This window comes from Variovorax sp. HW608, assembly GCF_900090195.1.
GTDB lineage: Bacteria > Pseudomonadota > Gammaproteobacteria > Burkholderiales > Burkholderiaceae_C > Variovorax.
This window is the reverse complement of the sequence record NZ_LT607803.1, coordinates 6,531,375-6,557,919: the sequence shown is the minus strand read 5'-3', so window position 1 is coordinate 6,557,919 and position 26,545 is coordinate 6,531,375. Positions and strand designations below refer to the sequence as shown.

Here is a 26,545-nt window from a genome sequence, read left to right as displayed (position 1 = left end):
TCAGGCGGCGACGGCGCGACCGTCGCGATTGAAGAAGTGAAGCACCGAGGGATCGAGCTCGACGCTGACCGCATCGCCGGGCTGGAGTTCGGTGCGCTCGTTCTGCCGCGCGATGAGCGGCACACCCTCGACGTTGACATAGATCAGCGTGTCGGCGCCCAGCGCTTCGATCAGGTCCACGCGCGCCGTTGCAGCGCCGGCGTGGCCGTTGCGATGGACGTGCAGTTGCTCGGGGCGAACGCCGAGGAATCCGTCCGAGGGCAGCCGCCCGCCGGAGAGCGCGGAGAAGCTCGGGATCGCCTTCGCCTGCACCATGTTCATCGACGGCATGCCGATGAACTGCGCGACGAACTGGTTCGCGGGCCGGTCGTAGAGCTCCATCGGCGTGCCGACCTGCTCGATCAGCCCGTCGCGCAGCACCACCACGCGGTCGGCCAGCGTCATCGCCTCGACCTGGTCGTGGGTGACGTAGATGCTGGTCGCGCCGAGCGCGCGGTGCAGCTTGTGGATCTCCACGCGCGTGTTGCCGCGCAGCGCCGCATCGAGGTTGGAGAGCGGTTCGTCGAACAGGAACACCTTCGGCGCCCGCACGATCGCGCGGCCGATCGCGACCCGCTGGCGCTGGCCGCCCGAGAGCTCCTTCGGCGTGCGCTGGAGGTACTGCGTGAGGTTGAGCGTCTTCGCCGCGTATTCGACCTTGCTCTTGATGATGTCCTTCGACACCTTCGCGAGCTTGAGCGCGAAGGACATGTTGTCGTACACGCTCATGTGCGGATAGAGCGCATAGCTCTGGAACACCATCGCGAGATCGCGCTTGCCCGAGGGCGTGTGCGTGATGTCCTTGCCATCGAGCGAGAGCTTGCCGCTGGTGATCGATTCGAGCCCTGCGATCAGCCGCAGCAGCGTCGACTTGCCGCAGCCCGAGGGGCCGACGAAGACGATGAATTCGCCCTTGTCGATCTCCAGGTTCACGCCCTTGATGACGTGCGTGTCGCCGAAGCTCTTCTGGATGTTGTCGAGTTGGAGGTAGGCCATGTCAACGTCCTCTCTGAATTCGTTACTTCACTGCGCCGAAGGTGAGGCCTTGGACCAGTTGCTTCTGGCTGAACCAGCCGAACACGACGATCGGCGCGATCGCCATGACCGAAGCGGCGGAGAGCTTGGCCCAGAACAAGCCCTCGGGGCTTGAATACGACGCCATCATGGTGGCCAGCGTTCCGGCCTTCGCGGAGCTGAGATTGAGCGCCCAGAAGGCTTCGTTCCAGCTCAGGATCAGGCACAGCAGGCCGGTGGAGGCGAGGCCGCCGATCGACAGCGGCAGCACCACGTGGCGGAACTCGGTCCACAGGTTGGCGCCGTCCATGCGCGCGGCCTCGAGGATCTCGGGCGGGATGTCCTTGTAGCTCGTGTAGAGCATCCACACCATGATCGGCAGGTTCGACAGCGTGAAGACGATGGTGAGCGCGGTGCGCGTGTCGAGCAGCCCGGCGGTCTGCGCGATCACGTAGATCGGCACCAGCGCGCCCACCGCCGGCATCATCTTGGTGGAGAGCATCCACATCAGGATGTCGCGGGTGCGCCTGGTGCGGAAGAAGGCCATCGAATACGCGGCCGGCGCGGCGATCGCGAGGCCGATGATCGTCGAGCCGATGCTCGTGATGACCGAGTTCTTGGCGAACAGCAGGTAGTCGCTGCGCCGCTGAACTTCGGTGAAGTTCTCCAGCGTCGGCTCGAAGAAGACGAGCGGCGGCACGTGGATCGCCTGCAGCTCGGTCTTGAACGAGGTCAGCAGCAGCCAGCCGAGCGGGAAGAAGAGCAGCAGCGTCGCGAGCCACGCGGCGGCCGTGCGAAGCAGCAGGGGGAGGCGGCTTTGGTCAGACATGGCGTCCGTCCCTTCAGTCGAGGTTCTTGCCGATGATGCGGATCAGGAAGGCGGCCACGATGTTGGCCAGCACCACCGCGAACAGCGCGCCCGCGGAGGCCACGCCGACGTCGAAGTTCATCAGCGACTGCTTGAAGATCATGTACGTGAGGTTCGTGCTCTCGTTGCCGGGGCCGCCGGCAGTCGTGATCGCGATCTCGGCGAACACGGAGAGCAGGAAAATCATCTCGATCATGATCACCACCGCCATCGGCCGCGCGAGGTGGGGCAGCGTGAGATAGCCGAAGCGCTGGACCGCGGTCGCGCCGTCCATGCGCGCGGCTTCCATCTGCTCGCGGTCGAGCGATTGCAGCGAGGTGATGAAGATCAGGACGGCGAACGGCAGCCACTGCCACGCCACCATCACGATGACCGAGAACAACGGCAGGTCGGTGAGCCAGTCAACCGGCTCGGCGCCGAAGCTGCGCCAGACGTCGGCCAGGATGCCGTAGATCGGATTCATCATCATGTGCTTCCACAGCAGCGCGTTCACCGTGGGCATCACGAAGAAGGGCGAGATCAGCAGCACCCGCACGATGCCGCGCCCCGGGAAGGGCTCGTTCACCAGCAGCGCGAGCGCCACGCCGAGCACCACCGTGATCACGATCACGCTGCCGATCAGCACCAGCGTGTTCCACACCGCGGGCCAGAAGTCCGGGTCGGTGATGAAGTACTCGAAGTTGGCGAGCCCGTTGAAGGTGCGCTCGCCGGGCTGCATGAGGTTGTAGTTGACGAACGAAAAATAGATCGACATCAACAGCGGCGCCAGCATCCAGAGGACGAGGGCCACGACGGCCGGCGCCATCAATGCGCGGGGCAGAAGGCGGTTCGGGGCAGCGTCCGCTTGGCTGCGCCGGGCGCCGCCGAGGATCCGGCTCGGCCGGTCCGCCGGCGGCGTCCCCGGGGCGGGGGTGGGAAGATGCGACACGGCGAAGTGTCCTCAAGTCCGGGGGTTACTTGTAGTACCCGGCCTTCTTCATCTCGCGTTCGGCATTGGTCTGCGAGGTCTTCAAGGCCTGGTCGACGGTGACCTTGCCCGAGAGCGCCGCGCTCATCTGCTGGCCGACCGCGACCCCGATGGCCTGGAATTCCGGAATGGCCGCGTACTGCACGCCGACGTACGGCGACTTGGGCAGCGTGCTGTCGTTCGGGTTCGCGGTGTCGATCGCCTTCTTCTCGGCCTCGGCGAAGCGTGCCGCCTTGACGAACTCGGGCGTGGCGTAGGTCGACTTGCGCGTGCCGGTCGGCACCGAGCCCCAGCCTTCTTCCTTCGCGACCAGCTTGATGTAGTCCTTGGAGGTCGCCCACTTGATGAAGGTCTGCGCCGCATCGACCTTCTGCGATCCGGCGGGAATCGCGAGCGCCCAGGCCCAGAGCCAGTTCGCGCCCTTCGGTGTCACCGCGACCGGGGCCTGCGCGAACGCGACCTTGTCAGCCACCCTCGACTGCTTCGGATCGCTCACGAACGAGGCCGCGATGGTCGCGTCCACCCACATGCCGCACTTGCCCTCGTTGAAGAGCGCGAGGTTCTCGTTGAAGCTGTTGGCCGATGCGCCGGGCGGGCCGTAGGCCTTCATGAGGTCGACGTAGAAGCTGATCGCGTCATGCCAGGGCTTGGAGTCGATCTGCGGCTTCCAGCTGGTGTCGAACCACTGGCCGCCATTGGTATTGACCATGGTGGTCAGGAGCGCCATGTTGTCGCCCCAGCCCGGCTTGCCGCGCAGGCAGATGCCGTAGACGCCGTTCTTCGGATCGTGGATCTTGCCGGCGAGCTCCTTCACCTGCGTCCAGGTCGGCTGCTCCGGCATCGTGAAGCCGACCTTGTCCGCGAGGTCCTTGCGGTACATGAGCATCGAGCTTTCGCCGTAGAACGGCGCGGCGTAGAGCTTGCCATCGGCGGACAGGCCGGTGCGCATCGCCGGCAGCAGGTCGTCGACGTCATAGGCGGCGTCGGTTGCGATCGGGATCAGCCAGCCCTTCTTGGCCCAGATCGGCGTTTCGTACATGCCGATGGTCATCACGTCGAACTGGCCGCCCTTGGTGGCGATGTCGGTCGTCACGCGCTGGCGCAGCGTGCCTTCCTCCAGCGTGACCCACTTGAGCTTGATGTCGGGGTTGGCCTGCTCGAAGAATTTGGTGAGCTTCTGCATCTCGATCATGTGACCGTTGTTCACGGTCGCGATGACCAGTTCGGTCGCGGCATGCGCCAAGCCCGTGCCCGCAATCGCGAGCGCCAGGCCCGCCTTCAGAAATCGCTTCATGTTGGTCTCCTTGGATCGACGACGGCGGGTCGCCGTGATCGGATTCTGGAGACTCCGAATTGCGGGTTTGGTACTCGGATTGCCGTTGCCGATACTCAGATGCACCGATTGATTGGTGACTTCCCTAGCTTCGAGCAAGCAGGGATGTGCGAAAGGATCGGATGCCGCTCAGGCCGCCTGCAGCGACGAGGGTGCGCGGTCGCCGAGGCGGCTGCTCCATGCGGCCAGCGCCAGCGCGCCGAGCGTGATCGCCGCGCCGGCCCACGGCAGGTCCGCCAGCGGCATGCCGGCCGCGAGCATGCCGCTGCCGATCCAGGCGCCGGCGGCATTGCCGAGATTGAAGGCACCCTGGTTCAGGGTCGAGGCGAGATTGGGCGCGGCGCTCGCATGCTGGACGATGAGCGTCTGCAAGAGCGGCACGAGCGCGAAGGACAAGGTGGTCCACACCAGCATCGCCGCCACCGTCGGCGCGCGCATCGGCAGCACGAAATGCAGCAGCCCGAGCACCGCCGCGTTGAGGCCCAGCACCAGCAGCAATGAAGGCACGAGCCGGCGGTCGCCGAGCCTTCCGCCGACGGTGCTGCCGATGGTGAGCCCGACGCCCAGCAGGAGCAGGATCGGCGCGACCGCCGCGGCCGCGAAACCGCTCACGTGTGTGAGCAGCGGCGCGATGTAGGTGAAGACGACGAACAGGCTCGCCGAGACCAGCGCGCTGGTCGCGAGCGCCAGCAGCACGCGTCCGTCCGCGAGCACGGTGAACTCGCGCAGGATGTTGCCCTTCTGCATCTCGATGTGCCGCGGCAGCAGCGCGACGAGCGAGACGACCGCGGCCAGCGCGATCAGCACGATGGCCGCGAAGGTCATGCGCCAGCCGTAGTGCTCGCCGATGATGCGGCCGAGCGGCACGCCCAGCACGTTGGCGAGCGTGAGGCCGGTGAACATCAGCGCGATGGCCTGTGCGCGCTTGTTGGGCGCGACGAGTCCGGCGGCGACCACCGATCCGATGCCGAAGAAGGTGCCGTGCGCCAGCGCCGTGACCACGCGCGCGGCCATCAAGAGCCCGTAGCTCGGCGCCAGCGCGCACAGCAGATTGCCCAGCACGAACAGCGACGCCAGCGCGATCAGCGTCGCCTTGCGGGGCAGCCGCGCGGTCGCGACCGCGAAGACCGGTGCGCCGACGACCACGCCCATGGCGTAGCCGGTGACCAGCAGACCCGCCTGCGACAGCGTGACGCCGAGGTCCTGCGCCATGTCGGGCAAGAGCCCCATGACGACGAATTCGCTGGTGCCGATCGCGAACGCGGCGGCGGCGAGCGCCAGCAGGGCGATGGGCATGCGGGATGAAGCGGCGGGCGGCGTCTCGGCGGGGGTGGTCATGCGTTGGCTAGGGTTAACCCTTATTATCCCGGGAGCTGCTCCGAGGGGGCCCGCAAAAGGGCATTGCGGCGGAACTCCGTCGCATAGAACAGCAGCGCAACGACCGCGAAGCCGCCGCCGAGCAGGCTCAGCCCGTTCCAGCCGTGAAAGGCATAGACGGCCGCCGCCAGCCCGGAGGCCACGGCTGCACACAGAAAGATGAAGGTGAGAAAGAGGCCGTTGAGCCGCCCGCGCAATTCGGGCGCGAGCACGTAGAGGCTGCGCAGGCTGAGCACGTTGCACAGTTGCACCGCGCCGTCGAGCAGGATGCCGGCCGCGACCAGGGCGGTCAGCGACCTGTAATGGACCCCGACCGCGCCCAGTGCGAAGGACAGCAGCGCGGCGGCCATGGCCCAGCCGGTCGCCGGCCGCGCGAGGCCCCGGTCTGCCAGGCGGCCGGCCCAGGGGGCGGCGAGCGCGCCGGCCGCGCCCGCGAGCGCGAAGAGCGCGATGCCGGCCTGGCCCATGCCGAACTCGCGTGCCAGCGCCAGCGGCACCGCGGTCCAGAACGCCTGGAAGCCCGCGAACATCATCCCCTGGTAGAAGGCCCGGCGCCGCAGCAGCGGCGTGCGCCAGACGATGCCCGGCAGCGATGCCATCGTGCGCGCATAGCCGAACGAGGCATGCGGCCGGCGCTGCGGCAGCGCCCGCCAGAGCACGACGGCGAGTGCCGCCATCAGGAGCGCGGAAATCGCGAACACCGCGCGCCATCCGAGCGCCGAGGCCACGACGCTGGAGAACGGCCGCGCGAGCATGATCCCCGCGAGCAGCCCTGCCATGATGTTGCCCACCACCTTGCCGCGCGTCGCTTCGGGCACGAGATGCGAGGCCAGCGGAACCAGCACCTGCGCCGCCACCGCGCAAGTCCCGACCAGGAAGGACGCGGCGAGGAAGGTCGCCGCCGAATTCGAGAGCGCGATTCCCACCAGCCCGACCACCGCGCCGGCCATCGCGAAGATGATCAGCCGGCGGTTCTCCACCACGTCGGCGAGCGGCACGAGCAGCAGCAGGCCGGTTCCGTAGCCGAGCTGTGTCAGGGTCATGATCAGCCCCGCGAGGCCCGCGTGGAGTTGCAGGGCGGCGGCGATCGGCCCGATCAGGGGTTGCGCGAAGTAGATGTTGGCGACGCAGAGACCGCATGCCACGGCGAACAACAAAGTGAGGCCGGTGGAAAGACCGGCGGAGGCGGGTATGGCGGTGCGCGACAAGACGGATTCTTTCGACTCTTTTTTAGGGGTTAACCCGAGGGGTCGGCACCTTAGCACTTCTGCCGCGAGCCTGCAGCGCGAGGGGCGAGCGCGCCGCGCGGCATACAGCGAATGGCGCATGGCCCGCCGTGTGCGAAGCGGCCACACTGATGCGCATGAAGAGACTGATCGCAGCGGCCGTGCTGGCCTTGGCGGGCCTCGCGGGCTCCGGGACCGCGATGGCCCAGTGGCAGAACAGTCCGCAGTTCGATCGCAATCTCCATTTCTGCAGCTTCAGCCACAACTTCGAGCGCTGCATGTGGGACCGGGGCTGGCAGCGTGGCCAGGGCAAGCGATGGCTGCGCCGCGGGCCGGGCCAGCATTGGCACCAGCCTCCGCCGCCGAACTGGCACCAGCCGCCCCCGCCGCGGCGCAACCAGCCGAGGCTGAGCGACATGCAGCGGCGAGCCCTGGAGAACTGCAACTTCCTGCCGCCCAACGAGCAGCCGAGGTGCCGCGCCACCGTCTGGTCGACGGTTCGCTGAGGCCCGACGCCGGCGTGGGTCGGCGAGGCTGGGACAATGCGGGGAACAAAGCGTTTTCGAGTTCCCCGATGATCGACAAGGATCGACCCAACCGCCAGCTCGCCGCCATGCGCGTGAGCGTGGCGCCCATGATGGACTGGACGGACCGCCACTGCCGCTTCTTCCATCGCCTGCTCACGCGCCGCGCGCTGCTCTACACCGAGATGGTGACCACGGGCGCGCTGATCCACGGCGACATCCCGCGTCATCTGCGCTTCAGCGCCGAAGAGCATCCGGTCGCCCTGCAACTGGGCGGCAGCGAGCCCGCCGATCTCGCGCATTGCGCCAAGCTGGGCCAGGAATGGGGCTACGACGAGATCAACATCAACTGCGGCTGCCCGAGCGAACGGGTGCAGCGCGGGGCCTTCGGCGCCTGCCTGATGAACGAGCCCGAGCTCGTGGCCGATTGCGTGAAGGCGATGGTCGACGCGGTGGACGTGCCGGTCACTGTCAAGCACCGCATCGGCATCGACAAGGTCGAGAGCTACGAATTCGTGCGCGACTTCGTCGGCAAGGTCAGCGAGGCGGGTTGCGATACCTTCATCGCGCACGCGCGCAACGCGTGGCTCAAGGGCCTGTCGCCCAAGCAGAACCGCGAAGTGCCGCCGCTGCGCTACGAGATCGTGCACCGGCTCAAGCACGACTTTCCGGCGCTGCGCTTCTCGATCAACGGCGGCCTTAATGACAACCTGCAGGTGCAGGCGCATCTGCGGCTGCTCGACGGCGTGATGGTTGGGCGCGAGGCCTACCACAACCCCTGGTGGCTGGCGCAGTGGGATGCGGCCTTCTTCGGCGAAGCGCCGTCCGCGCTCACGCGCGAAGAAGTCGAAGAGCAGATGTGCGACTACATGGCGCGCGAAGCCGCCGAGCACGGCACGCCCTGGTCGAACATCGCGCGCCACATGCTCGGCCTGCGCAATGGCCTCCCCGGCGCGCGCCGCTGGCGCCAGGTGTGGAGCGACCATCGCCTGAAGTCGCACGCGCCGCACGAAGTCATGGCGATCGCGCGCGAGCCGGTCGCGCAGACGGCCTGAGCTCCTTTGGCCGCTGATCGCGGTCAGCCTGCGGCTTCGAGCCCGTTGCGGAAGTGCTGCTGCATGCGCGCCATGGCGGTCGCCGCGTCGCGCTCCTTGATGGCGGCCATCACGGCGCGGTGCTCCTTGAGCGATTCGGTGATCCGGCCCGACTTGAGCAGCGAGTTGTGGCGGTTGAGCTTCATCACCTTGCGCAGGTCGGCCACGACCTGGTCGCGCCAGCGGTTGTTGGCGATCGCGAGCAGCCGCATGTGAAAGCGCTCGTTGACCGCGAAGAAGTTCTCACGATCCACCTGGCCCGGCCTGCCCGCGGCTTCGAGCTCGCGATGGAGCGCCTCTAGCTCGGCCAGTTCGGCATCGGTGGCGCGCTCGGCGACCACGCCGGCGGCGTCGCTTTCCAGCAGGCTCAGCAGGTGGTAGACGTCGGCCAGGTCCTTTTCCGACACCTCGGTGACGTAGGCGCCGCGCCGGACCTTCATCGTCACCAGGCCTTCGGCTGCGAGCACCTTCAGCGCCTCGCGCAGCGGCGTGCGGCTGATGCCGTATTCCTCGGCCAGCTTGAGCTCGTCGATCCAGCTGCCCGGTTCGAGCTCGCGTTTGAAGATGCGCTGGCGAAGCAGCTCGGCGACTTCTTCGTAGAGCGCACGGGGAGTAAGGGTGGCGGCTGACATGGTTAGGACTGTAACCCAAAAAATGGGTTTGAATTAATAATTACAGATCGGTTAGACTCGGGTCATTCCGAGCGGCGCCACTGCGCGCCCATCCCCGAGACCCGACCGACACAGCAAGACGGCGCCATGAGCAAATCCGAACCGCAATTTTCCAACGCCACCCTCGAAGCCTGGGCCAAGGCCGCCGCCAAGTCGGCGCCGGGCGGCGACGTGAACGCATTGAACTGGATCACGCCCGACGGCATCAGCGTCAAGCCGCTGTACACGGCCGCCGATCTCCAGGGCCTCAAGTACGCCGACACGCTGCCCGGCTTCGAGCCCTACCTGCGCGGCCCGCAGGCCACGATGTACGCGGTGCGGCCGTGGACCATCCGCCAGTACGCGGGCTTCTCGACCGCCGAGGAATCGAACGCCTTCTACCGCAAGGCGCTCGCCGCCGGCGGCCAGGGCGTGAGCGTGGCCTTCGACCTCGCCACCCACCGCGGCTACGACAGCGACCATCCGCGCGTGACCGGCGACGTCGGCAAGGCCGGCGTGGCGATCGATTCGGTCGAGGACATGAAGATCCTGTTCGACCAGATCCCGCTCGACAAGGTCAGCGTCTCGATGACGATGAACGGTGCGGTGCTGCCGGTGCTCGCGGGCTACGTGGTGGCTGCGGAAGAGCAGGGCGTGGCGCAGGACAAGCTCAGCGGAACCATCCAGAACGACATCCTGAAGGAGTTCATGGTCCGCAACACCTACATCTTCCCGCCCGAGCCGTCGATGCGGATCATCGGCGACATCATCGAGTACACGGCCAAGAACATGCCGAAGTTCAACTCGATCTCGATCAGCGGCTACCACATGCAGGAAGCCGGCGCGAACCAGGCGCTCGAACTCGCCTTCACGCTCGCCGACGGCAAGGAATACGTGAAGACGGCGCTGGCCAAGGGCCTCGACGTGGACGACTTCGCGGGTCGGCTCAGCTTCTTCTGGGCCATCGGCATGAACTTCTATCTCGAAGTCGCCAAGATGCGCGCCGCGCGGCTGCTGTGGTGCCGGATCATGAAGGAGTTCGAGCCCAGGAACCCCAAGAGCCTGATGCTGCGCACGCACTGCCAGACCTCCGGCTGGTCGCTCACCGAGCAGGACCCGTACAACAACGTGGTCCGCACCACGATCGAGGCCATGGCCGCGGTCTTCGGCGGCACGCAGAGCCTGCACACCAACGCGCTCGACGAGGCGATCGCGCTGCCGACCGAGTTCAGCGCCCGCATCGCGCGCAACACGCAGCTCATCATCCAGGAAGAGACGCACATCACGAACGTGATCGACCCCTGGGCCGGCAGCTACATGATGGAGAAGCTCACGCAGGACATGGCCGATGCCGCCTGGAAGATCATCGAGGAGGTCGAGGCGATGGGCGGCATGACCCGCGCCGTGGACAGCGGCTGGGCCAAGCTCAAGATCGAGGCCGCCGCCGCCGACAAGCAGGCGCGCATCGATTCGGGCAAGGACGTCATCGTCGGCGTCAACAAGTACAAGCTCAAGGACGAGGACACGCACGAAATCCTCGAGATCGACAACCTCAAGGTGCGCGAAAGCCAGATCGCCCGGCTGAACGCCATCCGCGGCAAGCGCGACGGTGCGGCGGTGCAGGCGGCGCTCGATGCGCTCACCGCGGCCGCCGACAGCGGCCAGGGCAACCTGCTCGACCTGAGCATCAAGGCAGTGCGCCTGCGCGCCACGGTCGGCGAGATCAGCGATGCGCTCGAGAAGGTCTACGGCCGTCATCGCGCCGACACGCAGAAGGTCACCGGCGTCTATGCCGCTGCCTACGACTCGGCGGAAGGCTGGGAAGCGCTCCAGAAGGAAATCGCCGACTTCGCCGAGGAACAGGGCCGCCGTCCGCGCGTGATGATTTCCAAGCTCGGCCAGGACGGCCACGACCGCGGCGCCAAGGTGGTCGCCACCGCCTTCGCCGATCTCGGCTTCGACGTCGACATGGGGCCGCTGTTCCAGACGCCCGAGGAATGCGCGCGGCAGGCGATCGAGAACGACGTGCACGCGGTGGGCGTGAGCACGCTCGCGGCCGGCCACAAGACGCTGGTGCCGGCCATCATCGAAGAGCTGAAGAAGCAGGGCGCCGACGACATCATCGTGTTCGTGGGCGGCGTCATCCCGCGCCAGGACTACGACTTCCTCTACGACGCGGGCGTGAAGGGCATCTACGGCCCCGGCACGCCGATCCCGGCCAGCGCCAAGGACGTGCTGGAGCAGATCCGCGCGGCGGTTGCCGCCTGAGCATGCCGGTTCGATCAACGGTCACTGTCGAATCCGTGGTGGCGTCGGAAGGTCCTGCGCAGCGGCGTGCGATCGCCAAGACGATCACGCTGCTCGAATCGACCCGCGCCGATCATCGCGCGCAGGCCGACGAGTTGCTGACTGCCTTGCTGCCGCACACGGGCCAGTCGTTCCGGCTCGGCATCTCGGGCGTGCCGGGCGTCGGCAAGTCGACCTTCATCGAGGCGCTGGGGTTGTACCTGATCGGGCGCGGGCACCGGGTCGCGGTGCTGACCATCGATCCTTCGTCGACTGTGTCCGGCGGCTCCATCCTCGGCGACAAGACGCGCATGGAGAAGCTCTCGGTCCACGAGCGCGCCTACATCCGGCCCAGCCCCTCGTCGGGCACGCTCGGCGGCGTCGCCGAGAAGACGCGCGAGGCGATGCTGGTGTGCGAAGCCGCCGGCTACGACATCGTGATCGTCGAGACGGTCGGCGTCGGCCAGAGCGAAACCGCGGTCTCGGGCATGACGGACATGTTCGTGCTGCTGCAGCTGCCGAATGCGGGCGACGACCTGCAGGCGATCAAGAAGGGCGTGATGGAGCTCGCCGACCTGGTCGTCATCAACAAGGCCGATCTGGACAAGGACGCCGCCACGCGTGCGCAGGCGCAGATCACCTCGGCGCTGCGCCTCTTCGGGCACCACGGCAATCCGGCGCATGCGCATATCGTCCATGGGGCGCATGCCGCACCGGGTTCGGCTGCGCCGGCCGTTCAGTGGCAGCCCAAGGTGATCCAGATCAGCGCGCTGGTCGGCACCGGCGTGGATGCGTTCTGGGAAGCCGTTCTCGAATTCAAGTCACTGCAGACCGCCAACGGCCGGCTCGCCGCGCGCCGCGAGAAGCAGGCGCTCGCGTGGATGTGGGAGCGCATCGACGCCGGCCTCAAGCAGGCCTTCCGCCAGCATCCGGCCGTTCGCGAGCTGCTGCCACAAGCCATCGCCCAGGTCGCGGCGGGCAGGCTCCCCGCTTCGACGGCGGCGCGCAATCTTCTGGCGTCGCAGGGCGGACAGGCGTAGCCTGCCGCCCATGCCAAATGCCGAGAACCCGACACCCAACAAGATCAACTCCGACACCCATCAAGCCATGAAAGAAATCCTCGAAGAACTCGAAAAGCGCCGCGAGCAGGCACGCCTGGGCGGTGGACAGAAACGCATCGATGGACAGCACGCCAAGGGCAAGCTGACCGCGCGGGAGCGCATCGAGCTGCTCCTCGACGACAACACCTTCGAAGAGTGGGACATGTTCGTCGAGCACCGCTCCAGCGACTTCGGAATGGCCGACAGCAAGATCCCGGGCGACGGCGTGGTCACCGGCTACGGCATGATCAACGGCCGCCTCGTGTTCGTCTTCAGCCAGGACTTCACCGTCTTCGGCGGCGCGCTCAGCGAAGCGCATGCCGAGAAGATCTGCAAGGTGATGGACCAGGCCATGAAGGTCGGCGCACCGGTGATCGGCCTCAACGATTCGGGCGGCGCGCGCATCCAGGAAGGCGTGGCTTCGCTCGGCGGCTATGCCGAGGTGTTCCAGCGCAACGTGATGGCCTCGGGCGTGGTGCCGCAGATCAGCATGATCATGGGCCCGTGCGCCGGTGGCGCCGTGTATTCGCCGGCCATGACCGACTTCATCTTCATGGTCAAGGACAGCTCGTACATGTTCGTGACCGGCCCCGAGGTGGTGAAGACGGTGACGCACGAGGACGTGACCGCCGAGGAGCTCGGTGGTGCCTCCACGCACACGTCCAAGAGTGGCGTGGCCGACATGGCCTTCGAGAACGACGTCGAGGCGCTGATGATGCTGCGCCGCCTCTACAACTACCTGCCGCTCAACAACCGCGAGAAGCCGCCGGTGCGCCCGAGCGGCGACCCGGCGGACCGCGCCGACCTGTCTCTCGACACGCTGGTGCCGGACAACCCGAACAAGCCGTATGACATGAAGGAGCTGATCCTGAAGGTGGTCGACGACGGCGACTTCTTCGAGCTGCAGCCCGACTATGCGAAGAACATCGTGATCGGCTTCGCGCGCATGGAAGGACAGAGCGTGGGCATCGTCGCCAACCAGCCGCTGGTGCTGGCCGGTTGCCTGGACATCAAGTCGTCGATCAAGGCGGCGCGCTTCGTGCGCTTCTGCGACGCCTTCAACATCCCGGTCGTGACCTTCGTCGACGTGCCCGGCTTCATGCCCGGCACCAGCCAGGAGTACGGCGGCATCATCAAGCACGGCGCCAAGCTGCTCTATGCGTACGCCGAGTGCACGGTGCCGAAGATCACCGTCATCACGCGCAAAGCCTACGGCGGCGCCTACGACGTGATGGCCTCGAAGCACCTGCGCGGCGACGTCAACCTCGCCTGGCCGCGTGCCGAGATCGCGGTGATGGGCGCCAAGGGCGCGGTGGAGATCATCTTCCGCGAAGACAAGAACGACCCCGAGAAGCTCGCCGCGCGCGAAGCCGAATACAAGGCGCGCTTCGCCAATCCATTCGTGGCCGGCGCGCGCGGCTACATCGACGACGTCATCCTGCCGAGCGAAACCCGCAAGCGCATCTGCCGCAGCCTCGTGATGCTGCGCGAGAAGAAACTCGAGAACCCGTGGCGCAAGCACGGCAACATCCCCCTCTGAGCGCGCGAGAGAGAAGAAACATGTTCAAGAAAATCCTGATCGCCAACCGCGGAGAAAGCAGCCGCGAAGCGGCTGTTTCGGCGAAGCCAAAGTGCCTGCGTGCTCAGCACGCGAAGGCGATTTCTCCGCGAGGTCACCATGTTTAAAAAAATACTCATTGCAAACCGCGGAGAGATCGCCTGCCGCGTCATCAAGACGGCGAAGAAGATGGGCATCCTCACGGTGGCCGTCTATTCGGACGCCGACAAGGAAGCGCGCCATGTCGAGCTCGCTGACGAGGCCGTGCACATCGGCGCATCGCCGAGCCGCGAGAGCTACCTGCAGGCCGACCGCATCATCGAGGCCTGCAAGAAGACCGGCGCCGAGGCGGTGCATCCCGGCTACGGCTTCCTGTCCGAGAACGAAGCCTTCGCGCGCAAGGTGGAAGAAGAGGGCATCGTCTTCATCGGCCCCAAGCACTATTCGATCGCGGCCATGGGCGACAAGATCGCCTCGAAGAAGCTCGCGGGCGAAGCGCGGGTCAACACCATCCCGGGCTGGAACGACGCCATCGACTCGGCCGAACGCGCGGTCGAGATCGCCAAGGACATCGGCTACCCGGTGATGATCAAGGCCTCGGCCGGCGGCGGCGGCAAGGGCCTGCGCGTGGCCTTCAACGACAAGGAGGCGTTCGAGGGCTTCACCTCGTGCCGCAACGAGGCGCGCAACAGCTTCGGCGACGACCGCGTCTTCATCGAGAAGTTCGTCGAGGAGCCGCGCCACATCGAGATCCAGGTGCTGGGCGATGCGCACGGAAACGTGATCTACCTGAACGAGCGCGAATGCTCGATCCAGCGCCGGCACCAGAAGGTGATCGAGGAAGCGCCGTCGCCCTTCATCAGCGAGGCGACGCGCAAGGCCATGGGCGAGCAGGCGGTGGCGCTCGCCAAGGCCGTGAAGTACCAGAGCGCGGGCACGGTGGAGTTCGTGGTCGGCAAGGACCAGAGCTTCTACTTCCTCGAGATGAACACCCGGCTGCAGGTGGAGCATCCGGTGACCGAGGCGATCACCGGCCTCGACCTGGTGGAGCTGATGATCCGCGTCGCCGCGGGCGAGAAGCTGCCGCTGGCGCAGCAGGACGTGAAGCGGGATGGCTGGGCCATCGAGTGCCGGATCAATGCGGAAGACCCGTTCCGCAACTTCCTGCCCTCGACCGGGCGCCTCGTGCGCTTCCAGCCGCCGAAGGAGACGATGTTCTCGGCCGATACCGAGCACCTCTACGGCGTGCGGGTCGACACCGGCGTGTACGACGGCGGCGAGATCCCGATGTTCTACGACTCGATGATCGCCAAGCTGATCGTCCACGGGCGCGACCGCACCCACGCGATCGCGATGATGCGCGAGGCGCTCAACGGTTTCGTCATCCGCGGCATCAACAGCAACATTCCCTTCCAGGCGGCGCTGCTGGCGCACCCGAAGTTCGTCAGCGGCGAGTTCAACACCGGCTTCATCGCCGAGCACTACGGCAAGGGCTTCCATGCGGAGGACGTGCCGCACGATGATCCGGACTTCCTCGTCGCGCTCGCCGCCTACATGAACCGCCGCTACCGGGCGCGCGCCTCGGGCATCAGCGGGCAGCTCAATGGCCACGGCGTGAAGGTCGGGGAGAAGTTCGTGGTGGTCGTGCTGGACGAGAGCGGGCAGCACGTTCACAAGCAAGTGTCGGTCACCGACTTCCACGGCCAGACGGGCTCGAGCGCCGTGACCGTGGGCTCCAACAGCTTCAAGATCGACAGCAAGGCGCCGCTCGGCAGCATCCGCGTCGAGGGCACGGTCAATGGCCGCGCCTTCACCGCGCAGGTGGAGCGCGGGGCGGGCAAGAACCCGCTGGCGCTGCGCATCTCGCACAACGGCACGCAGATCGAGGCGATGGTCCTGTCGCCGCTGGGCTCGCGCCTGCTCAAGCTGATGCCCTACAAGGCGCCGCCGGATCTCAGCAAATTCCTGATGTCGCCGATGCCGGGGCTGCTGGTCGAAGTGTCGGTGCAGCCGGGCCAGCGCGTGCAGGCCGGCGAGAAGCTCGCGGTGATCGAGGCCATGAAGATGGAAAACGTGCTCTTCGCGGCCCACGACGGCGTGGTCGGCAGCATCGCGGCGGCGAAGGGCGAGTCGCTCTCGGTCGACCAGGTGATCCTGGAGTTCGCGTGATGGCGCGGCCGTTCAAGGTGCTGGGCGTCCAGCAGATCGCGATCGGCGGGCCCGACAAGCTGCGCCTGCGCAAGCTGTGGGTCGAGATGCTGGGGCTCGAGGTCACCGGCACCTTCAAGAGCGAGCGCGAGAACGTCGACGAAGACATCTGCGCGATGGGCAGCGGGCCGTTCAAGGTCGAGGTCGACCTGATGCAGCCGCTGGACCCCGAGAAGAAGCCTGCGGTTCACACCACGCCGCTGAATCACGTCGGGCTGTGGATCGACGACCTGCCGAAGGCAGTCGAATGGCTCACGGCGCAGGGCGTTCGCTTTGCGCCGGGCGGCATCCGCACGGGCGCGGCGGGCTTCGACATCTGCTTCCTTCATCCCAAGGGCAACGAGGAATTTCCCATTGCCGGCGAGGGTGTGCTGGTCGAACTGGTTCAGGCGCCGCCGGAGGTGGCCCGGGCCTTCGCGGCGTTGGCCGCGGCCTGACGCGGCGCGCGCTCAGGCGCCCGGGCGGCGCCAGACCGCGAGCGTGGCCGCCAGCAGCCACATCCCGGCCGCGCAGCCGCGATTGAGCGCCCGCAGGCTGCGCTGCGACAGCCATCGCACCGCCTGCGTGCCGGCCATCGCATAGCCGAGCATCACGCAGGTGTCGATGCCGACGAAGACCGCACCGAGGATCAGGTACTGCGTGCCTTGCGCACGAGCCGTATCGACGAACTGCGGCAGGAAGGCCGCGAAGAACAGCAGCGATTTCGGGTTCGACAACGCCACCGCCAGGCTGCGCGCCAGCGCGAGCCGTCCGCGCAGCGGTTTGGCCGCCGCTGCGGTCAGTTCGGAGGCGACGTCCGTCGGCCGGGTGCGCCAGAGCCTGACGCCGAGCCAGACGAGGTAGGCGACGCCGAAGATCCGGATCGCGTTGAAGAGGTATTCCGAGGCGGCGAGCAGCGAACCCAAGCCGAGCGCCACCGTCCCGATCACGATGGCGCTGCCGAGCGAGGCGCCGGCGATGCCCCAGGCCGCCGCCCGCATTCCACCTGCGATCCCGTTGGACATCGCCAGCAGCATCGTCGGGCCCGGCGTGATCGCGAGCGCCAGCGAGGCGATGACGAAGAGGAGGAGGGTGTCGATGCTCATGGCTTTCCGGATTCGGGGCTGGATTTGCCGGCGCGCGCCCGCGCGAGCGCGGCCTCGATGATCGCGCGTTTGCGGTCCACCGGGGCGGCCGGCGCCGCTTCCGCCGCCGGAGTGGGTTTCTCGCGCCGTCGCTGGCGGGCTTCGTAACGCTGGCGCGCATGGTCCGCCTGCTGTTGCGACCACGCCTGCCAGCCGGTCCTGCCCGGCGTGGCGGATTCGAGCGAGATGCAGTCGACTGGGCACACGGGGATGCAGAGCTCGCATCCGGTGCAGTGCGGCTCGATCACCGTGTGCATGCGCTTGTTGATGCCGACGATCGCATCGGTCGGGCAGGCGTCCAGGCAGAGCGTGCAACCGATGCACCAGGCTTCATCGATGACCGCGAGCATGCGCGGCCCCTCGACGCCGAAGTTCGGATCGACCGGCCCGGCAGGCTTGCCCGTCAATCGCGACAGGCGAATGACCCCTTCGGCCCCGCCGGGCGGGCACTGATCGATACCGGCCTCGCCGGCTTCGATCGCCTGGGCATATCCCGCGCAGTCCGGATAGCCGCAACGCGTGCATTGCGTTTGCGGCAGCGCCTCGAGGAGGCGCGCGGCCAGCGGGCTCACGACGTCACTTCGATTTGCGCGCGGTCGTGCGGGCCCGGGGCGCGCTGGTCTTGCGTGCCGCCGCCATGGCCGGGTGCTTCCTGGCCGTCGCCGTGGGGAGATCGGCATCTTCCTGCGCCAGCACCGACTGCGGGGCGCGCGTCTGCGGCTGGTCGTGCTCGAGGATGAAGGCCTTGACCTCAGGGTAGACCTTTTCGCGCCAGCGACGGCCGCTGAAGATGCCGTAGTGACCGGCGCCCTTGACTTCCAGATGCCGTTGTTCGTCGGACACGATGCCGGTGCACAGGTCGTGCGCGGCGCGCGTCTGGCCGGCGCCCGAGATGTCGTCGAGTTCGCCTTCGATGGTCAGCAGGCCGGTCGAACGGATGTCCTGCGGACGGACGAGTTCCGCAGCGCCCTTGGGATTCTTCACCTCCCAGGTGCCGTTCACGAGGTCGAACTTCTGGAAAACCGTGCGGATGGTTTCGAGGTAGTAGTCCGCATCCATGTCGAGCACGGCGTTGTACTCGTCGTAGAAGTTGCGGTGCGCCTCGGCACTCGCATCGTCGCCCTTGATCAGGTTCTTGAAGTAGTCGTAGTGGCTGCTCGCGTGGCGGTCCGGGTTCATGGCCACGAACCCGGTGTGCTGCAGGAAGCCCGGATACACGCGACGGCCCGCGCCCGGAAAGCCGTCAGGCACCCGGTAGATCACGTTGTTCTCGAACCATTCGAAGCTCTTGTTCATCGCCAGGTTGTTGACCGCGGTCGGCGACTTGCGGGCGTCGATGGGGCCGCCCATCATGGTCATCGAGAGCGGGGCCTTCTCGCCGCGGCTCGCCATGAGGGACACCGCCGCCAGCACCGGCACGGTGGGCTGGCAAACGCTGATGACGTGGCAGTTGCCGTACTCGGCCTGAAGGTAGCGGATGAACTCCTGGACATAGTTGACGTAGTCGTCGAGATGGAATTCACCCTTCGACAGCGGCACGAGGCGGGCGTTGACCCAGTCGGTGATGTAGACCTTGTGGTCCTGCAGCATGGTGCGCACGGTGTCGCGCAAGAGCGTCGCGTAGTGGCCCGACAGCGGCGCGACGATCAGGACGACCGGCTGGCTCTTCAGCGTCTGAAGTATCTTGGGTTCATCCGTGAAGCGCTTGAAGCGACGCAGCTGGCAGAACGGCTCGTCGACTTCGATGCTTTCATGGATCACGACGTCCCGGCCGCCGACCTTGACGGTCTTGATGCCGAATTCCGGCTTCTCGTAATCCTTGCCCAGCCGGTAGAGAAGGTCGTACCCGGCGGCCATCCGTTGCCCGATGGCGGTCTGGCCGAACACGGCGCCCTGGCCGTAGAGTTTGGAAGCTGCCTGCGCGAAGTCCGCAAAGGGCTCCATCAGGGAGCGTTGGGCTTCATAGAGTTGGTAGAGCATCGGAGGGGCCAATTGATTATTGCGATGCAATATATCAGCAGCTCAACTATGGAAATAGAGTGTGACCCCCACTCGGAGGCCACAGTTGTGACATTGAGCCTATGCGAGCGTTTGCAATACGGGGCGAATGCTTCAGGCGCCGTCGTCCACGGCCACCGGACGGCGTAGTCCGGTGCCTGCGCCTGAAGCTGATGAAGCGGCGCCGCGGGTCCTTCGCGGCGCCGATCGAGGTCAGAAAACCTTGGCGATGCTCTGGCAGACGTGGTCGATGTTCTTGCTGTTGAGCGCGGCCACGCACATGCGGCCACTGTCGGTGCCGTAGACGCCGAATTCCTCGCGCAGGCGGACCATCTGGTCCTTGCTCAGTCCGGAGTAGCTGAACATGCCGATCTGGGAGGTGATGAAGCTCATGTCCTGCTTCACGCCGGCGGCCTTGAGGCCGTCGACCAGCTTCTGGCGCATGGCCTTGATGCGGACGCGCATCTCGGCGAGTTCTTCTTCCCAGACGGCGCGGCGTGCCGGATCGTTGAGCACCGCGGCCACCACAGCGCCGCCGTGGATCGGCGGGTTGCTGTAGTTGGTGCGGATCGCGATCTTCAGCTGCGACAGCACGCGTGCGGCCTCGTCCTTGTCCTTGCACAGGACCGACAGGGCGCCGACGCGCTCGCCGTAGAGGCTGAAGCTCTTGGAGAACGAGGTCGAGACGAAGAAGGTCAGGCCGGCGTCGACGAACTTGCCGATCACCGCGCCGTCCTCGGCGATCCCGTTGCCGAAGCCCTGGTAGGCCATGTCCAGGAAAGCGGTGAGATTGCGAGCCTTGACGGCGGCGATCACCTGGTCCCACTGGGCGGGGGTGATGTCGTAGCCCGTCGGGTTGTGGCAGCAGGCGTGGAGCACGACGATGGTGCCGGCGGCGGCGGTCTGCAGGGCCGTGAGCATGCCGTCGAAGTTGATGCCGCGCCTGGCGGCGTCGTAGTACGGATAGGTTTCGACGGTGAAGCCCGCATGGGTGAACAGGGCGCGGTGGTTTTCCCAGCTCGGATCGCTGATCAGCACCTTGGCCGACGGGGCGAGCTTCTTGAGGAAGTCGGCGCCGACCTTGAGGCCGCCGGTGCCGCCGATCGCCTGGATCGTGGCTACACGGCCCGACTTGACGGGTTCGCTGTCGGCGCCGAAGACGAGGCCCTTGACCGCGTTGTCGTAGGCGGCGATGCCGTCGATCGGCAGGTAGCCGCGCGCGCTGGGGGCCTTCATCATGTCCTGTTCCGCCGCCTGGACGCACTTCAAGAGCGGCAGCTGGCCGTTGTCGTCGTAGTACACGCCAACGCCCAGGTTGACTTTTTGCGGGTTGCCGTCGGCAGCGTATTGCTCGTTGAGGCCCAGAATCGGGTCGCGGGGCGCCATCTCGACGGCGGTGAACATAGACATGGAGAAATCCTTTGGGGGGTGGTCGATTCGCGTGGATCCGGGGCAGCGTTTAAGCTTTCCGGTTCGCTTGAATTTTACCGGCCGCGCCCGCACCTTTTCCCAGTCCACGCCATGCCAGAAGCCTCCCAAGCCATTCCAGAGTCGCCACACGCCGAGTCCATGGACCCGGTGAAGCAGGGCGAATTCATCAGGTTTCCCGGGTCGCCGTTCGAGCTCTACCAGCCGTATCCGCCTGCGGGCGACCAGCCCACGGCGATCGCGGGCCTGGTCGAAGGCGTGCAGGACGGCGAGGTTTTCCAGACGCTCCTGGGCGTGACCGGCTCCGGCAAGACCTACACGATGGCCAACGTGATCGCGCGCCTGGGCCGGCCCGCCATCGTCTTCGCGCCCAACAAGACGCTGGCGGCGCAGCTCTACAGCGAATTCAGGGAGTTCTTCCCGAAGAACGCGGTCGAGTACTTCGTCAGCTACTACGACTACTACCAGCCGGAAGCCTACGTTCCCCAGCGCGATCTCTTCATCGAGAAGGACAGCTCGATCAACGAGCACATCGAGCAGATGCGGCTCTCGGCCACCAAGAGCGTGCTGGAGCGGCGCGACACCGTGATCGTTGCTACCGTGAGCGCCATCTACGGCATCGGCACGCCCGAGGATTACACGCAGATGCGTTTCATCATGCGCGAGGGCGACAGGATCGGGCAGCGCGACGTGATCGGCCGGCTGATCCGCATGCAGTACACGCGCAACGAGCAGGACTTCGCGCGCGGCACCTTCCGCGTGCGCGGCGACACCATCGATGTCTTCCCGGCCGAACACAGCGAGCTGGCGATCCGCGTCGAGCTGTTCGACGACGAGATCGAATCGCTGCAGCTCTTCGACCCGCTCACCGGGCGCATCCGGCAGAAGATTCCACGCTTCACCGTCTATCCGTCGAGCCACTACGTCACGCCGCGCGACAAGGTGTTGCGCGCGGTCGAGACCATCAAGCTCGAACTGGACGAGCGGCTGAAGTTCTTCCTGGCCGAAGGCAAGCTGGTCGAGGCGCAGCGGCTGGAGCAGCGGACGCGCTTCGACCTTGAGATGCTGGCCGAGATCGGCCACTGCAAGGGCATCGAGAACTACACGCGGCACCTCTCGGGCGCGGCGCCGGGCGACCCGCCGGCCACCCTGACCGACTACATGCCGAAAGACGCGCTGATGTTCCTCGACGAGAGTCATCAGATGATCGGCCAGCTCAGCGCGATGTACAACGGCGACCGGGCGCGCAAGACGACACTCGTCGAATACGGCTTTCGGCTGCCGTCGGCGCTGGACAACCGCCCTCTCAAGTTCGAGGAGTTCGAGACGCGGATGCGGCAGTGCATCTTCGTCTCGGCCACGCCGGCGCAGTATGAAAAGGACAACGCCGGCAATGTCGTCGAGCAACTGGTCCGGCCGACCGGCCTGATCGACCCGGAAGTCGAGGTCCGCCCCGCGACCCATCAGGTGGACGACGTACTGCAGGAAATCCGCCTGCGGGTCGAGAAGGGCGAGCGCGTGCTCATCACCACGCTGACGAAGCGGATGGCCGAGCAGCTCACCGACTACCTCGTCGACAACGGTGTCAAGGTGCGCTATCTGCACAGCGACGTGGACACGGTGGAGCGGGTCGAGATCCTGCGCGACCTGCGCCTGGGCGCCTTCGACGTGCTGGTCGGCATCAACCTGCTGCGCGAGGGGCTGGACATCCCCGAGGTGTCGCTGGTGGCGATCCTGGACGCCGACAAGGAAGGCTTCCTGCGCGCGGAGCGCTCGCTGATCCAGACCATCGGGCGGGCGGCGCGCAACCTGAACGGCAAGGCGATCCTGTACGCGGACCGGGTCACCGATTCGATGAGGAAGGCCATCGACGAGACCCTGCGCCGCCGGGCGCGCCAGATCGCCTACAACGAGGCCCACGGCATCACGCCGCGCAGCATCGTGAAGCAGGTGCGCGACCTCATCGACGGGGTCTACAGCGAAAAGGCGAGCAAGGAATCGGCCAAGCGCGACATCGAGCGGGCCAAGGTGGAGGACATGTCCGAAAAGGACATCGCGCGCGAAATCAAACGGCTCGAGAAGACGATGCTGGAGCACGCCCGCAACCTCGAATTCGAGAAGGCGGCGCGGGTTCGCGACCAACTGGCGCTGCTGCGCGAGCAGGCTTTCGGCGGTCCCGGGCACGACAACATCGTCCCGTCCGCCCCCGGCGAATCGACCGCTTGAGACCGTCCGGTCCTGCAATCGGGTTTACCCGAGCGCGCGACAGGGCCTTCTGGTATACTTGAGCGAAATACTCAACAAACTAGAAACTTCGCGATGAAGGGCCGACTCCCATTGACAGGTTCACCGGTCAAGCAGGGTCGGGCAGGGCGGAGACGACGTCACCAGGCCCTGGCCGCGGTGTCATTTCAACGGTAAGCACTCAAGGAGCTTGCGATGCGTCTCACTACCAAAGGCCGCTTTGCGGTGACAGCCATGATCGATCTGGCGCTGCGCCAGAACACCGGTCCAGTCACGCTGGCCGCAATCAGCCAGCGGCAGCAGATTTCGTTGTCCTATCTGGAACAACTGTTCGGCAAGCTGCGCCGGCACGAGCTGGTCGAATCGACCCGCGGCCCCGGCGGCGGCTACTCGCTCGGCCGCAAGGCTTCGGATATCACCGTGGCCGATATCATTGTTTCCGTCGATGAGCCGATCGATGCCACGCAGTGCGGCGGCAAGGAAAACTGCCTCGGCGAGGCCGGCCGGTGCATGACGCACGAGCTCTGGGCATCGCTGAACCAGCGCATGGTCGAGTTCCTCGATTCGGTCACCCTGCAGAAGCTGGTAGACGACCAGATCGCCAAGGGCGTGCAGATCGAGAACAAGCCCGCCGTCAAGCGCGCGATCTCGAGCCAGCCGGTCGTCAAGCCGATCCGGGTCAATGCGCCCAATTCGGTGTTCGCGCTCGGCAACGCCTTCGCGAAATCCTGAACCCGAAGGCGCCTTCGGGCGCCGATTCGCCGCACGAAAAGAACCCACCCCACGCCAGCCCGAGCCAGCCATGGACGTCACTCCCCATTTCCCGATCTACCTTGACTACGGCGCGACGACGCCGGTCGATTCGCGCGTCGTCGACGCGATGATTCCGTGGTTGCGCGAGCACTTCGGCAACCCGGCGTCACGCAGCCACGCCTGGGGTTGGGAAGCCGAGGAAGCCGTCGAAAAGGCGCGCGACTACGTGGCGGACCTGATCGGCGCCGATCCGCGCGAGATCGTGTGGACGTCCGGCGCCACCGAATCGAACAACCTGGCGCTGAAGGGCGCTGCCCATTTCTACAAGGGCAAGGGCAAGCACCTGATCACGGTGAAGACCGAGCACAAGGCCGTGCTCGACACCATGCGCGAACTCGAGCGCCAGGGCTTCGAGGTCACCTATCTGGACGTGCAGCAAGACGGCCTGCTCGACATCGAGGCCTTCAAGGCCGCGATCCGGCCCGACACGATCCTCGCGAGCGTGATGTTCGTGAACAACGAGATCGGCGTGGTGCAGGACATGGTGGCGCTCGGCAACATCTGCCGTGAGAAGGGCGTGATCTTCCACGTCGACGCAGCGCAGGCGACGGGCAAGATCGAGATCGACGTCAAGACGCTGCCGGTCGACCTGATGAGCCTGGCCTCGCACAAGACCTATGGCCCGAAGGGCATCGGCGCGCTGTACGTGCGCCGCAAGCCGCGCGTGCGGCTCGAAGCCCAGATGCACGGCGGCGGCCACGAGCGCGGCATGCGCTCGGGCACGCTGCCGACGCACCAGATCGTGGGCATGGGCGAGGCTTTCCGCCTCGCCAAGCTCGAAATGAAGGAAGACATCGCCAAGGCGCGCGCCCTGCAGAAGCGCCTGCTCGACGGCCTGAAGGATGTCGAACAGGTCTTCATCAACGGCGATCTCGAGCACCGCGTGCCGCACAACCTGAACATGAGCTTCAACTACGTCGAAGGCGAGTCGCTGATCATGGGCATCAAGGGAATAGCAGTGTCCAGCGGTTCCGCCTGCACCTCGGCCAGCCTCGAGCCCAGCTACGTGCTGCGCGCGCTGGGCCGCAGCGACGAGCTGGCCCACAGCAGCCTGCGCATGACGATCGGCCGCTTCACGACCGAGGAAGAGATCGACTATGCGATCTCCACCATCAAGCACAACGTCGCGAAGCTCCGTGAACTGAGCCCGCTCTGGGAGATGTTCCAGGAGGGCGTCGATCTCAGCACGATCCAGTGGTCGGCTCACTAAAAGTCCAAGAGGTACCCCATGTCTTATTCATCGAAAGTCATTGACCACTACGAAAATCCCCGTAACGTCGGCTCCTTTGAAAAGGGCGACGCCTCGGTGGGCACCGGCATGGTCGGCGCACCCGCCTGCGGCGACGTCATGAAGCTGCAGATCAAGGTCAACCCCGAGACGGGCGTGATCGAGGATGCGCGCTTCAAGACCTACGGCTGCGGTTCGGCGATCGCTTCGTCCTCGCTCGTCACCGAGTGGGTCAAGGGCAAGACGCTCGACGAGGCCGCCGCGCTGAAGAACGTGCAGATCGCCGAGGAACTGGCGCTGCCGCCGGTCAAGATCCACTGCTCGATCCTCGCGGAAGACGCGATCAAGGCGGCAGTCAGCGACTACAAGGCCAAGCATGGCGCTGCCACGAAGGCGGCGGAGGCTGCTCATTGATGAGCGCAGCGCAGGGCCGCCCCAAGCAAGCTCGCACCCCCTCGAGGGGCAGCGAGGACACGAAGTGCCGAGCGTGGGGGCAAGTATGGCTGTGACCCTGACCGAATCCGCCGCGCGCCACGTCGCCCGCTACCTCGGAAAGCGAGGCAAGGGCGTGGGGGTGCGGCTGGGCGTCAAGACCACCGGTTGCTCGGGCCTGGCCTACAAGCTCGAGTATGTCGACGAGCTTTCGCCCGAAGACGTGGTGTTCGAAGACCATGGCGTGAAGGTGCTGGTCGACCCCAAGAGTCTCGCCTACCTCGACGGAACCCAGCTCGACTTCGTCCGCGAAGGCCTCAACGAGGGCTTCAAGTTCAACAACCCGAACGAACGCGACCGCTGTGGTTGCGGCGAGAGCTTCCGCATCTGATCTCCTCAGGCCTCGAGCCCGAGCCGCCACCATGTCATGTGCTGGCGGCTTTTTGACAACCATGCCAGGGGCGGCCCGGCGACCTGCCTGATGAACCTCACCGATACCGACTTCGAACTGTTCGCCGTCCCGGCGACCTTCGCCCAGGACCGCGCGGCACTCGATGCCCGCTGGAAGGAACTTCAACGCGAAGCGCACCCGGACCGCTTTGCCGCCCAGGGCGCCGCCGCGCAGCGGGTCGCCATGCAATGGTCCGTGCGCATCAACGAGGCCTACCAGCGGCTCAAGGATCCCATCAGGCGCGCGACCTACCTTTGCGAGCTGAACGGCGCACCGATCAATGCCGAGAACAACACGGCGATGCCGCCGGATTTCCTGATGAACCAGATCGCGTGGCGCGAGGAACTCGAGGAGGCGGATGACGATGCCGGGATCGAGAAGCTCCGCGGCGAAGTGGAAGCCGGCCGTGCCCGCGCGCTGTCGTCGCTCGACTGGCTCATCGACGAAAAGGGCGACTACCCGGGGGCGGCAAAACAGATCAGAGCCCTCATGTTCATTGAGCGCTTTGCCCACGACATCGAAGTCAAGTCGGACCAGTTGGGACAATAGAACCATGAACCCCCACGCTCATCACTTCGTGTAT

24 protein-coding genes are annotated in these 26,545 nt (G+C 66.2%); 13 read left to right on the top strand and 11 right to left on the bottom strand.

The genetic code is table 11. The features are described 5' to 3' along the window. The 6 genes from VAR608DRAFT_RS30980 to VAR608DRAFT_RS30955 form a co-directional block, all read right to left on the bottom strand. Positions 1 to 1,035 carry an ABC transporter ATP-binding protein gene (locus VAR608DRAFT_RS30980; RefSeq protein WP_088957558.1) on the bottom strand — a complete coding sequence of 345 codons (1,035 nt, stop codon included), beginning with the start codon at positions 1,033 to 1,035 and terminating at the stop codon, positions 1 to 3. Positions 1,036 to 1,057: 22 nt separating this feature from the next. Next, positions 1,058 to 1,882, bottom strand: a complete 825-nt coding sequence (locus VAR608DRAFT_RS30975) for a carbohydrate ABC transporter permease (protein ID WP_088957557.1) — start codon at positions 1,880 to 1,882, stop codon at positions 1,058 to 1,060. Positions 1,883 to 1,895: 13 nt separating this feature from the next. Beyond that, a complete protein-coding gene (locus VAR608DRAFT_RS30970; protein WP_088957556.1) occupies positions 1,896 to 2,726 on the bottom strand; it encodes a carbohydrate ABC transporter permease in 831 nt (276 codons plus the stop codon). Positions 2,727 to 2,874: 148 nt separating this feature from the next. Further along, positions 2,875 to 4,182, bottom strand: a complete 1,308-nt coding sequence (locus VAR608DRAFT_RS30965) for an ABC transporter substrate-binding protein (RefSeq protein WP_088957555.1) — start codon at positions 4,180 to 4,182, stop codon at positions 2,875 to 2,877. 168 nt (positions 4,183 to 4,350) lie between these two features. Then, positions 4,351 to 5,517, bottom strand: coding sequence for an MFS transporter (locus VAR608DRAFT_RS30960; protein WP_088957554.1), 1,167 nt, complete (start codon positions 5,515 to 5,517; stop codon positions 4,351 to 4,353). A 65-nt stretch (positions 5,518 to 5,582) separates the two neighbouring features. Further along, positions 5,583 to 6,806, bottom strand: a complete 1,224-nt coding sequence (locus VAR608DRAFT_RS30955; RefSeq protein ID WP_231973022.1) for an MFS transporter — start codon at positions 6,804 to 6,806, stop codon at positions 5,583 to 5,585. A gap of 155 nt (positions 6,807 to 6,961) precedes the next feature. Here VAR608DRAFT_RS30955 and VAR608DRAFT_RS30950 point away from each other — a divergent pair, with 155 nt between their 5' ends. Beyond that, positions 6,962 to 7,330 carry a hypothetical protein gene (locus VAR608DRAFT_RS30950; protein ID WP_088959069.1) on the top strand — a complete coding sequence of 123 codons (369 nt, stop codon included), beginning with the start codon at positions 6,962 to 6,964 and terminating at the stop codon, positions 7,328 to 7,330. Between the two features lie 68 nt (positions 7,331 to 7,398). Continuing rightward, the gene (dusA, locus tag VAR608DRAFT_RS30945; protein WP_088957552.1) at positions 7,399 to 8,403 is read left to right on the top strand and encodes a tRNA dihydrouridine(20/20a) synthase DusA; all 1,005 of its coding nucleotides are present in this window, start codon (positions 7,399 to 7,401) and stop codon (positions 8,401 to 8,403) included. 23 nt (positions 8,404 to 8,426) lie between these two features. On the opposite strand, the gene VAR608DRAFT_RS30940 is transcribed toward dusA, so the two are convergent. Next, on the bottom strand, positions 8,427 to 9,074 hold the full coding sequence (locus VAR608DRAFT_RS30940; protein ID WP_088957551.1) for a GntR family transcriptional regulator: 648 nt from the start codon (positions 9,072 to 9,074) through the stop codon (positions 8,427 to 8,429). Between the two features lie 126 nt (positions 9,075 to 9,200). On the opposite strand from VAR608DRAFT_RS30940, the gene scpA reads away from it, so the two are divergent. From scpA to VAR608DRAFT_RS30915, 5 genes are all read left to right on the top strand, one after another. Continuing rightward, positions 9,201 to 11,360 carry a methylmalonyl-CoA mutase gene (gene scpA, locus VAR608DRAFT_RS30935; RefSeq protein ID WP_088957550.1) on the top strand — a complete coding sequence of 720 codons (2,160 nt, stop codon included), beginning with the start codon at positions 9,201 to 9,203 and terminating at the stop codon, positions 11,358 to 11,360. 2 nt (positions 11,361 to 11,362) lie between these two features. Beyond that, on the top strand, positions 11,363 to 12,418 hold the full coding sequence (meaB, locus tag VAR608DRAFT_RS30930) for a methylmalonyl Co-A mutase-associated GTPase MeaB (RefSeq protein ID WP_088957549.1): 1,056 nt from the start codon (positions 11,363 to 11,365) through the stop codon (positions 12,416 to 12,418). A 67-nt stretch (positions 12,419 to 12,485) separates the two neighbouring features. Further along, complete coding sequence (locus VAR608DRAFT_RS30925) at positions 12,486 to 14,018, top strand: acyl-CoA carboxylase subunit beta (RefSeq protein ID WP_088959068.1); 1,533 nt, start codon at positions 12,486 to 12,488, stop codon at positions 14,016 to 14,018. Positions 14,019 to 14,156: 138 nt separating this feature from the next. After that, complete coding sequence (locus tag VAR608DRAFT_RS30920; RefSeq protein ID WP_088957548.1) at positions 14,157 to 16,205, top strand: acetyl-CoA carboxylase biotin carboxylase subunit; 2,049 nt, start codon at positions 14,157 to 14,159, stop codon at positions 16,203 to 16,205. Beyond that, entirely contained in the window at positions 16,205 to 16,681 is a 477-nt protein-coding gene (locus tag VAR608DRAFT_RS30915) for a VOC family protein (RefSeq protein WP_088957547.1), read from the top strand. Before VAR608DRAFT_RS30920 ends, VAR608DRAFT_RS30915 begins: the two co-directional genes overlap by 1 nt. A 12-nt stretch (positions 16,682 to 16,693) precedes the next feature. Here the strand turns inward: VAR608DRAFT_RS30915 and VAR608DRAFT_RS30910 are convergent, their stop codons facing one another. The 4 genes from VAR608DRAFT_RS30910 to VAR608DRAFT_RS30895 form a co-directional block, all read right to left on the bottom strand. Next, positions 16,694 to 17,329 carry a LysE family translocator gene (locus tag VAR608DRAFT_RS30910; protein ID WP_088957546.1) on the bottom strand — a complete coding sequence of 212 codons (636 nt, stop codon included), beginning with the start codon at positions 17,327 to 17,329 and terminating at the stop codon, positions 16,694 to 16,696. Then, positions 17,326 to 17,940, bottom strand: a complete 615-nt coding sequence (locus VAR608DRAFT_RS30905; protein ID WP_088957545.1) for an RnfABCDGE type electron transport complex subunit B — start codon at positions 17,938 to 17,940, stop codon at positions 17,326 to 17,328. The genes VAR608DRAFT_RS30910 and VAR608DRAFT_RS30905 overlap by 4 nt, the downstream gene beginning before the upstream one ends. Positions 17,941 to 17,944: 4 nt before the next feature. Beyond that, positions 17,945 to 19,348: a polyhydroxyalkanoate depolymerase gene (locus VAR608DRAFT_RS30900; protein WP_088957544.1), complete on the bottom strand. Its 1,404-nt coding sequence runs from the start codon at positions 19,346 to 19,348 to the stop codon at positions 17,945 to 17,947. Between the two features lie 231 nt (positions 19,349 to 19,579). Beyond that, on the bottom strand, positions 19,580 to 20,776 hold the full coding sequence (locus VAR608DRAFT_RS30895) for an amino acid aminotransferase (RefSeq protein ID WP_088957543.1): 1,197 nt from the start codon (positions 20,774 to 20,776) through the stop codon (positions 19,580 to 19,582). Positions 20,777 to 20,887: 111 nt separating this feature from the next. Between VAR608DRAFT_RS30895 and uvrB the strand changes: the two genes are divergently transcribed. The 6 genes from uvrB to hscB all read left to right on the top strand — a co-directional run bounded on the left by uvrB (position 20,888) and on the right by hscB (position 26,511). Continuing rightward, the gene (gene uvrB / locus VAR608DRAFT_RS30890; RefSeq protein WP_088957542.1) at positions 20,888 to 23,020 is read left to right on the top strand and encodes an excinuclease ABC subunit UvrB; all 2,133 of its coding nucleotides are present in this window, start codon (positions 20,888 to 20,890) and stop codon (positions 23,018 to 23,020) included. A gap of 213 nt (positions 23,021 to 23,233) precedes the next feature. Then, on the top strand, positions 23,234 to 23,770 hold the full coding sequence (gene iscR, locus VAR608DRAFT_RS30885; protein WP_088957541.1) for a Fe-S cluster assembly transcriptional regulator IscR: 537 nt from the start codon (positions 23,234 to 23,236) through the stop codon (positions 23,768 to 23,770). 70 nt (positions 23,771 to 23,840) lie between these two features. Then, positions 23,841 to 25,061, top strand: coding sequence for an IscS subfamily cysteine desulfurase (locus VAR608DRAFT_RS30880; RefSeq protein WP_088957540.1), 1,221 nt, complete (start codon positions 23,841 to 23,843; stop codon positions 25,059 to 25,061). 18 nt (positions 25,062 to 25,079) lie between these two features. Then, on the top strand, positions 25,080 to 25,493 hold the full coding sequence (gene iscU, locus VAR608DRAFT_RS30875) for a Fe-S cluster assembly scaffold IscU (RefSeq protein ID WP_088957539.1): 414 nt from the start codon (positions 25,080 to 25,082) through the stop codon (positions 25,491 to 25,493). Positions 25,494 to 25,578: 85 nt separating this feature from the next. Continuing rightward, complete coding sequence (gene iscA / locus VAR608DRAFT_RS30870) at positions 25,579 to 25,902, top strand: iron-sulfur cluster assembly protein IscA (protein ID WP_088957538.1); 324 nt, start codon at positions 25,579 to 25,581, stop codon at positions 25,900 to 25,902. 90 nt (positions 25,903 to 25,992) lie between these two features. Beyond that, positions 25,993 to 26,511 (top strand): Fe-S protein assembly co-chaperone HscB, encoded by a 519-nt coding sequence (gene hscB / locus VAR608DRAFT_RS30865; protein WP_088959067.1) that lies wholly within the window; start codon positions 25,993 to 25,995, stop codon positions 26,509 to 26,511. Positions 26,512 to 26,545 lie beyond the last annotated feature (34 nt).

Excerpts from the sequence above, each read along its gene's own strand:
- VAR608DRAFT_RS30980 (WP_088957558.1), bottom strand. The coding sequence starts at position 1,035 with ATGGCCTACCTCCAACTCGACAACATCCAGAAGAGCTTCGGCGACACG.
- VAR608DRAFT_RS30975 (WP_088957557.1), bottom strand. The coding sequence starts at position 1,882 with ATGTCTGACCAAAGCCGCCTCCCCCTGCTGCTTCGCACGGCCGCCGCG.
- VAR608DRAFT_RS30970 (WP_088957556.1), bottom strand. The coding sequence starts at position 2,726 with ATGGCGCCGGCCGTCGTGGCCCTCGTCCTCTGGATGCTGGCGCCGCTG.
- VAR608DRAFT_RS30965 (WP_088957555.1), bottom strand. The coding sequence starts at position 4,182 with ATGAAGCGATTTCTGAAGGCGGGCCTGGCGCTCGCGATTGCGGGCACG.
- VAR608DRAFT_RS30960 (WP_088957554.1), bottom strand. The coding sequence starts at position 5,517 with ATGCCCATCGCCCTGCTGGCGCTCGCCGCCGCCGCGTTCGCGATCGGC.
- VAR608DRAFT_RS30950 (WP_088959069.1), top strand. The coding sequence starts at position 6,962 with ATGAAGAGACTGATCGCAGCGGCCGTGCTGGCCTTGGCGGGCCTCGCG.
- dusA (WP_088957552.1), top strand. The coding sequence starts at position 7,399 with ATGATCGACAAGGATCGACCCAACCGCCAGCTCGCCGCCATGCGCGTG.
- VAR608DRAFT_RS30940 (WP_088957551.1), bottom strand. The coding sequence starts at position 9,074 with ATGTCAGCCGCCACCCTTACTCCCCGTGCGCTCTACGAAGAAGTCGCC.
- scpA (WP_088957550.1), top strand. The coding sequence starts at position 9,201 with ATGAGCAAATCCGAACCGCAATTTTCCAACGCCACCCTCGAAGCCTGG.
- meaB (WP_088957549.1), top strand. The coding sequence starts at position 11,363 with ATGCCGGTTCGATCAACGGTCACTGTCGAATCCGTGGTGGCGTCGGAA.
- VAR608DRAFT_RS30925 (WP_088959068.1), top strand. The coding sequence starts at position 12,486 with ATGAAAGAAATCCTCGAAGAACTCGAAAAGCGCCGCGAGCAGGCACGC.
- VAR608DRAFT_RS30920 (WP_088957548.1), top strand. The coding sequence starts at position 14,157 with ATGTTTAAAAAAATACTCATTGCAAACCGCGGAGAGATCGCCTGCCGC.
- VAR608DRAFT_RS30915 (WP_088957547.1), top strand. The coding sequence starts at position 16,205 with ATGGCGCGGCCGTTCAAGGTGCTGGGCGTCCAGCAGATCGCGATCGGC.
- VAR608DRAFT_RS30910 (WP_088957546.1), bottom strand. The coding sequence starts at position 17,329 with ATGAGCATCGACACCCTCCTCCTCTTCGTCATCGCCTCGCTGGCGCTC.
- VAR608DRAFT_RS30900 (WP_088957544.1), bottom strand. The coding sequence starts at position 19,348 with ATGCTCTACCAACTCTATGAAGCCCAACGCTCCCTGATGGAGCCCTTT.
- VAR608DRAFT_RS30895 (WP_088957543.1), bottom strand. The coding sequence starts at position 20,776 with ATGTCTATGTTCACCGCCGTCGAGATGGCGCCCCGCGACCCGATTCTG.
- uvrB (WP_088957542.1), top strand. The coding sequence starts at position 20,888 with ATGCCAGAAGCCTCCCAAGCCATTCCAGAGTCGCCACACGCCGAGTCC.
- iscR (WP_088957541.1), top strand. The coding sequence starts at position 23,234 with ATGCGTCTCACTACCAAAGGCCGCTTTGCGGTGACAGCCATGATCGAT.
- VAR608DRAFT_RS30880 (WP_088957540.1), top strand. The coding sequence starts at position 23,841 with ATGGACGTCACTCCCCATTTCCCGATCTACCTTGACTACGGCGCGACG.
- iscU (WP_088957539.1), top strand. The coding sequence starts at position 25,080 with ATGTCTTATTCATCGAAAGTCATTGACCACTACGAAAATCCCCGTAAC.
- iscA (WP_088957538.1), top strand. The coding sequence starts at position 25,579 with ATGGCTGTGACCCTGACCGAATCCGCCGCGCGCCACGTCGCCCGCTAC.
- hscB (WP_088959067.1), top strand. The coding sequence starts at position 25,993 with ATGAACCTCACCGATACCGACTTCGAACTGTTCGCCGTCCCGGCGACC.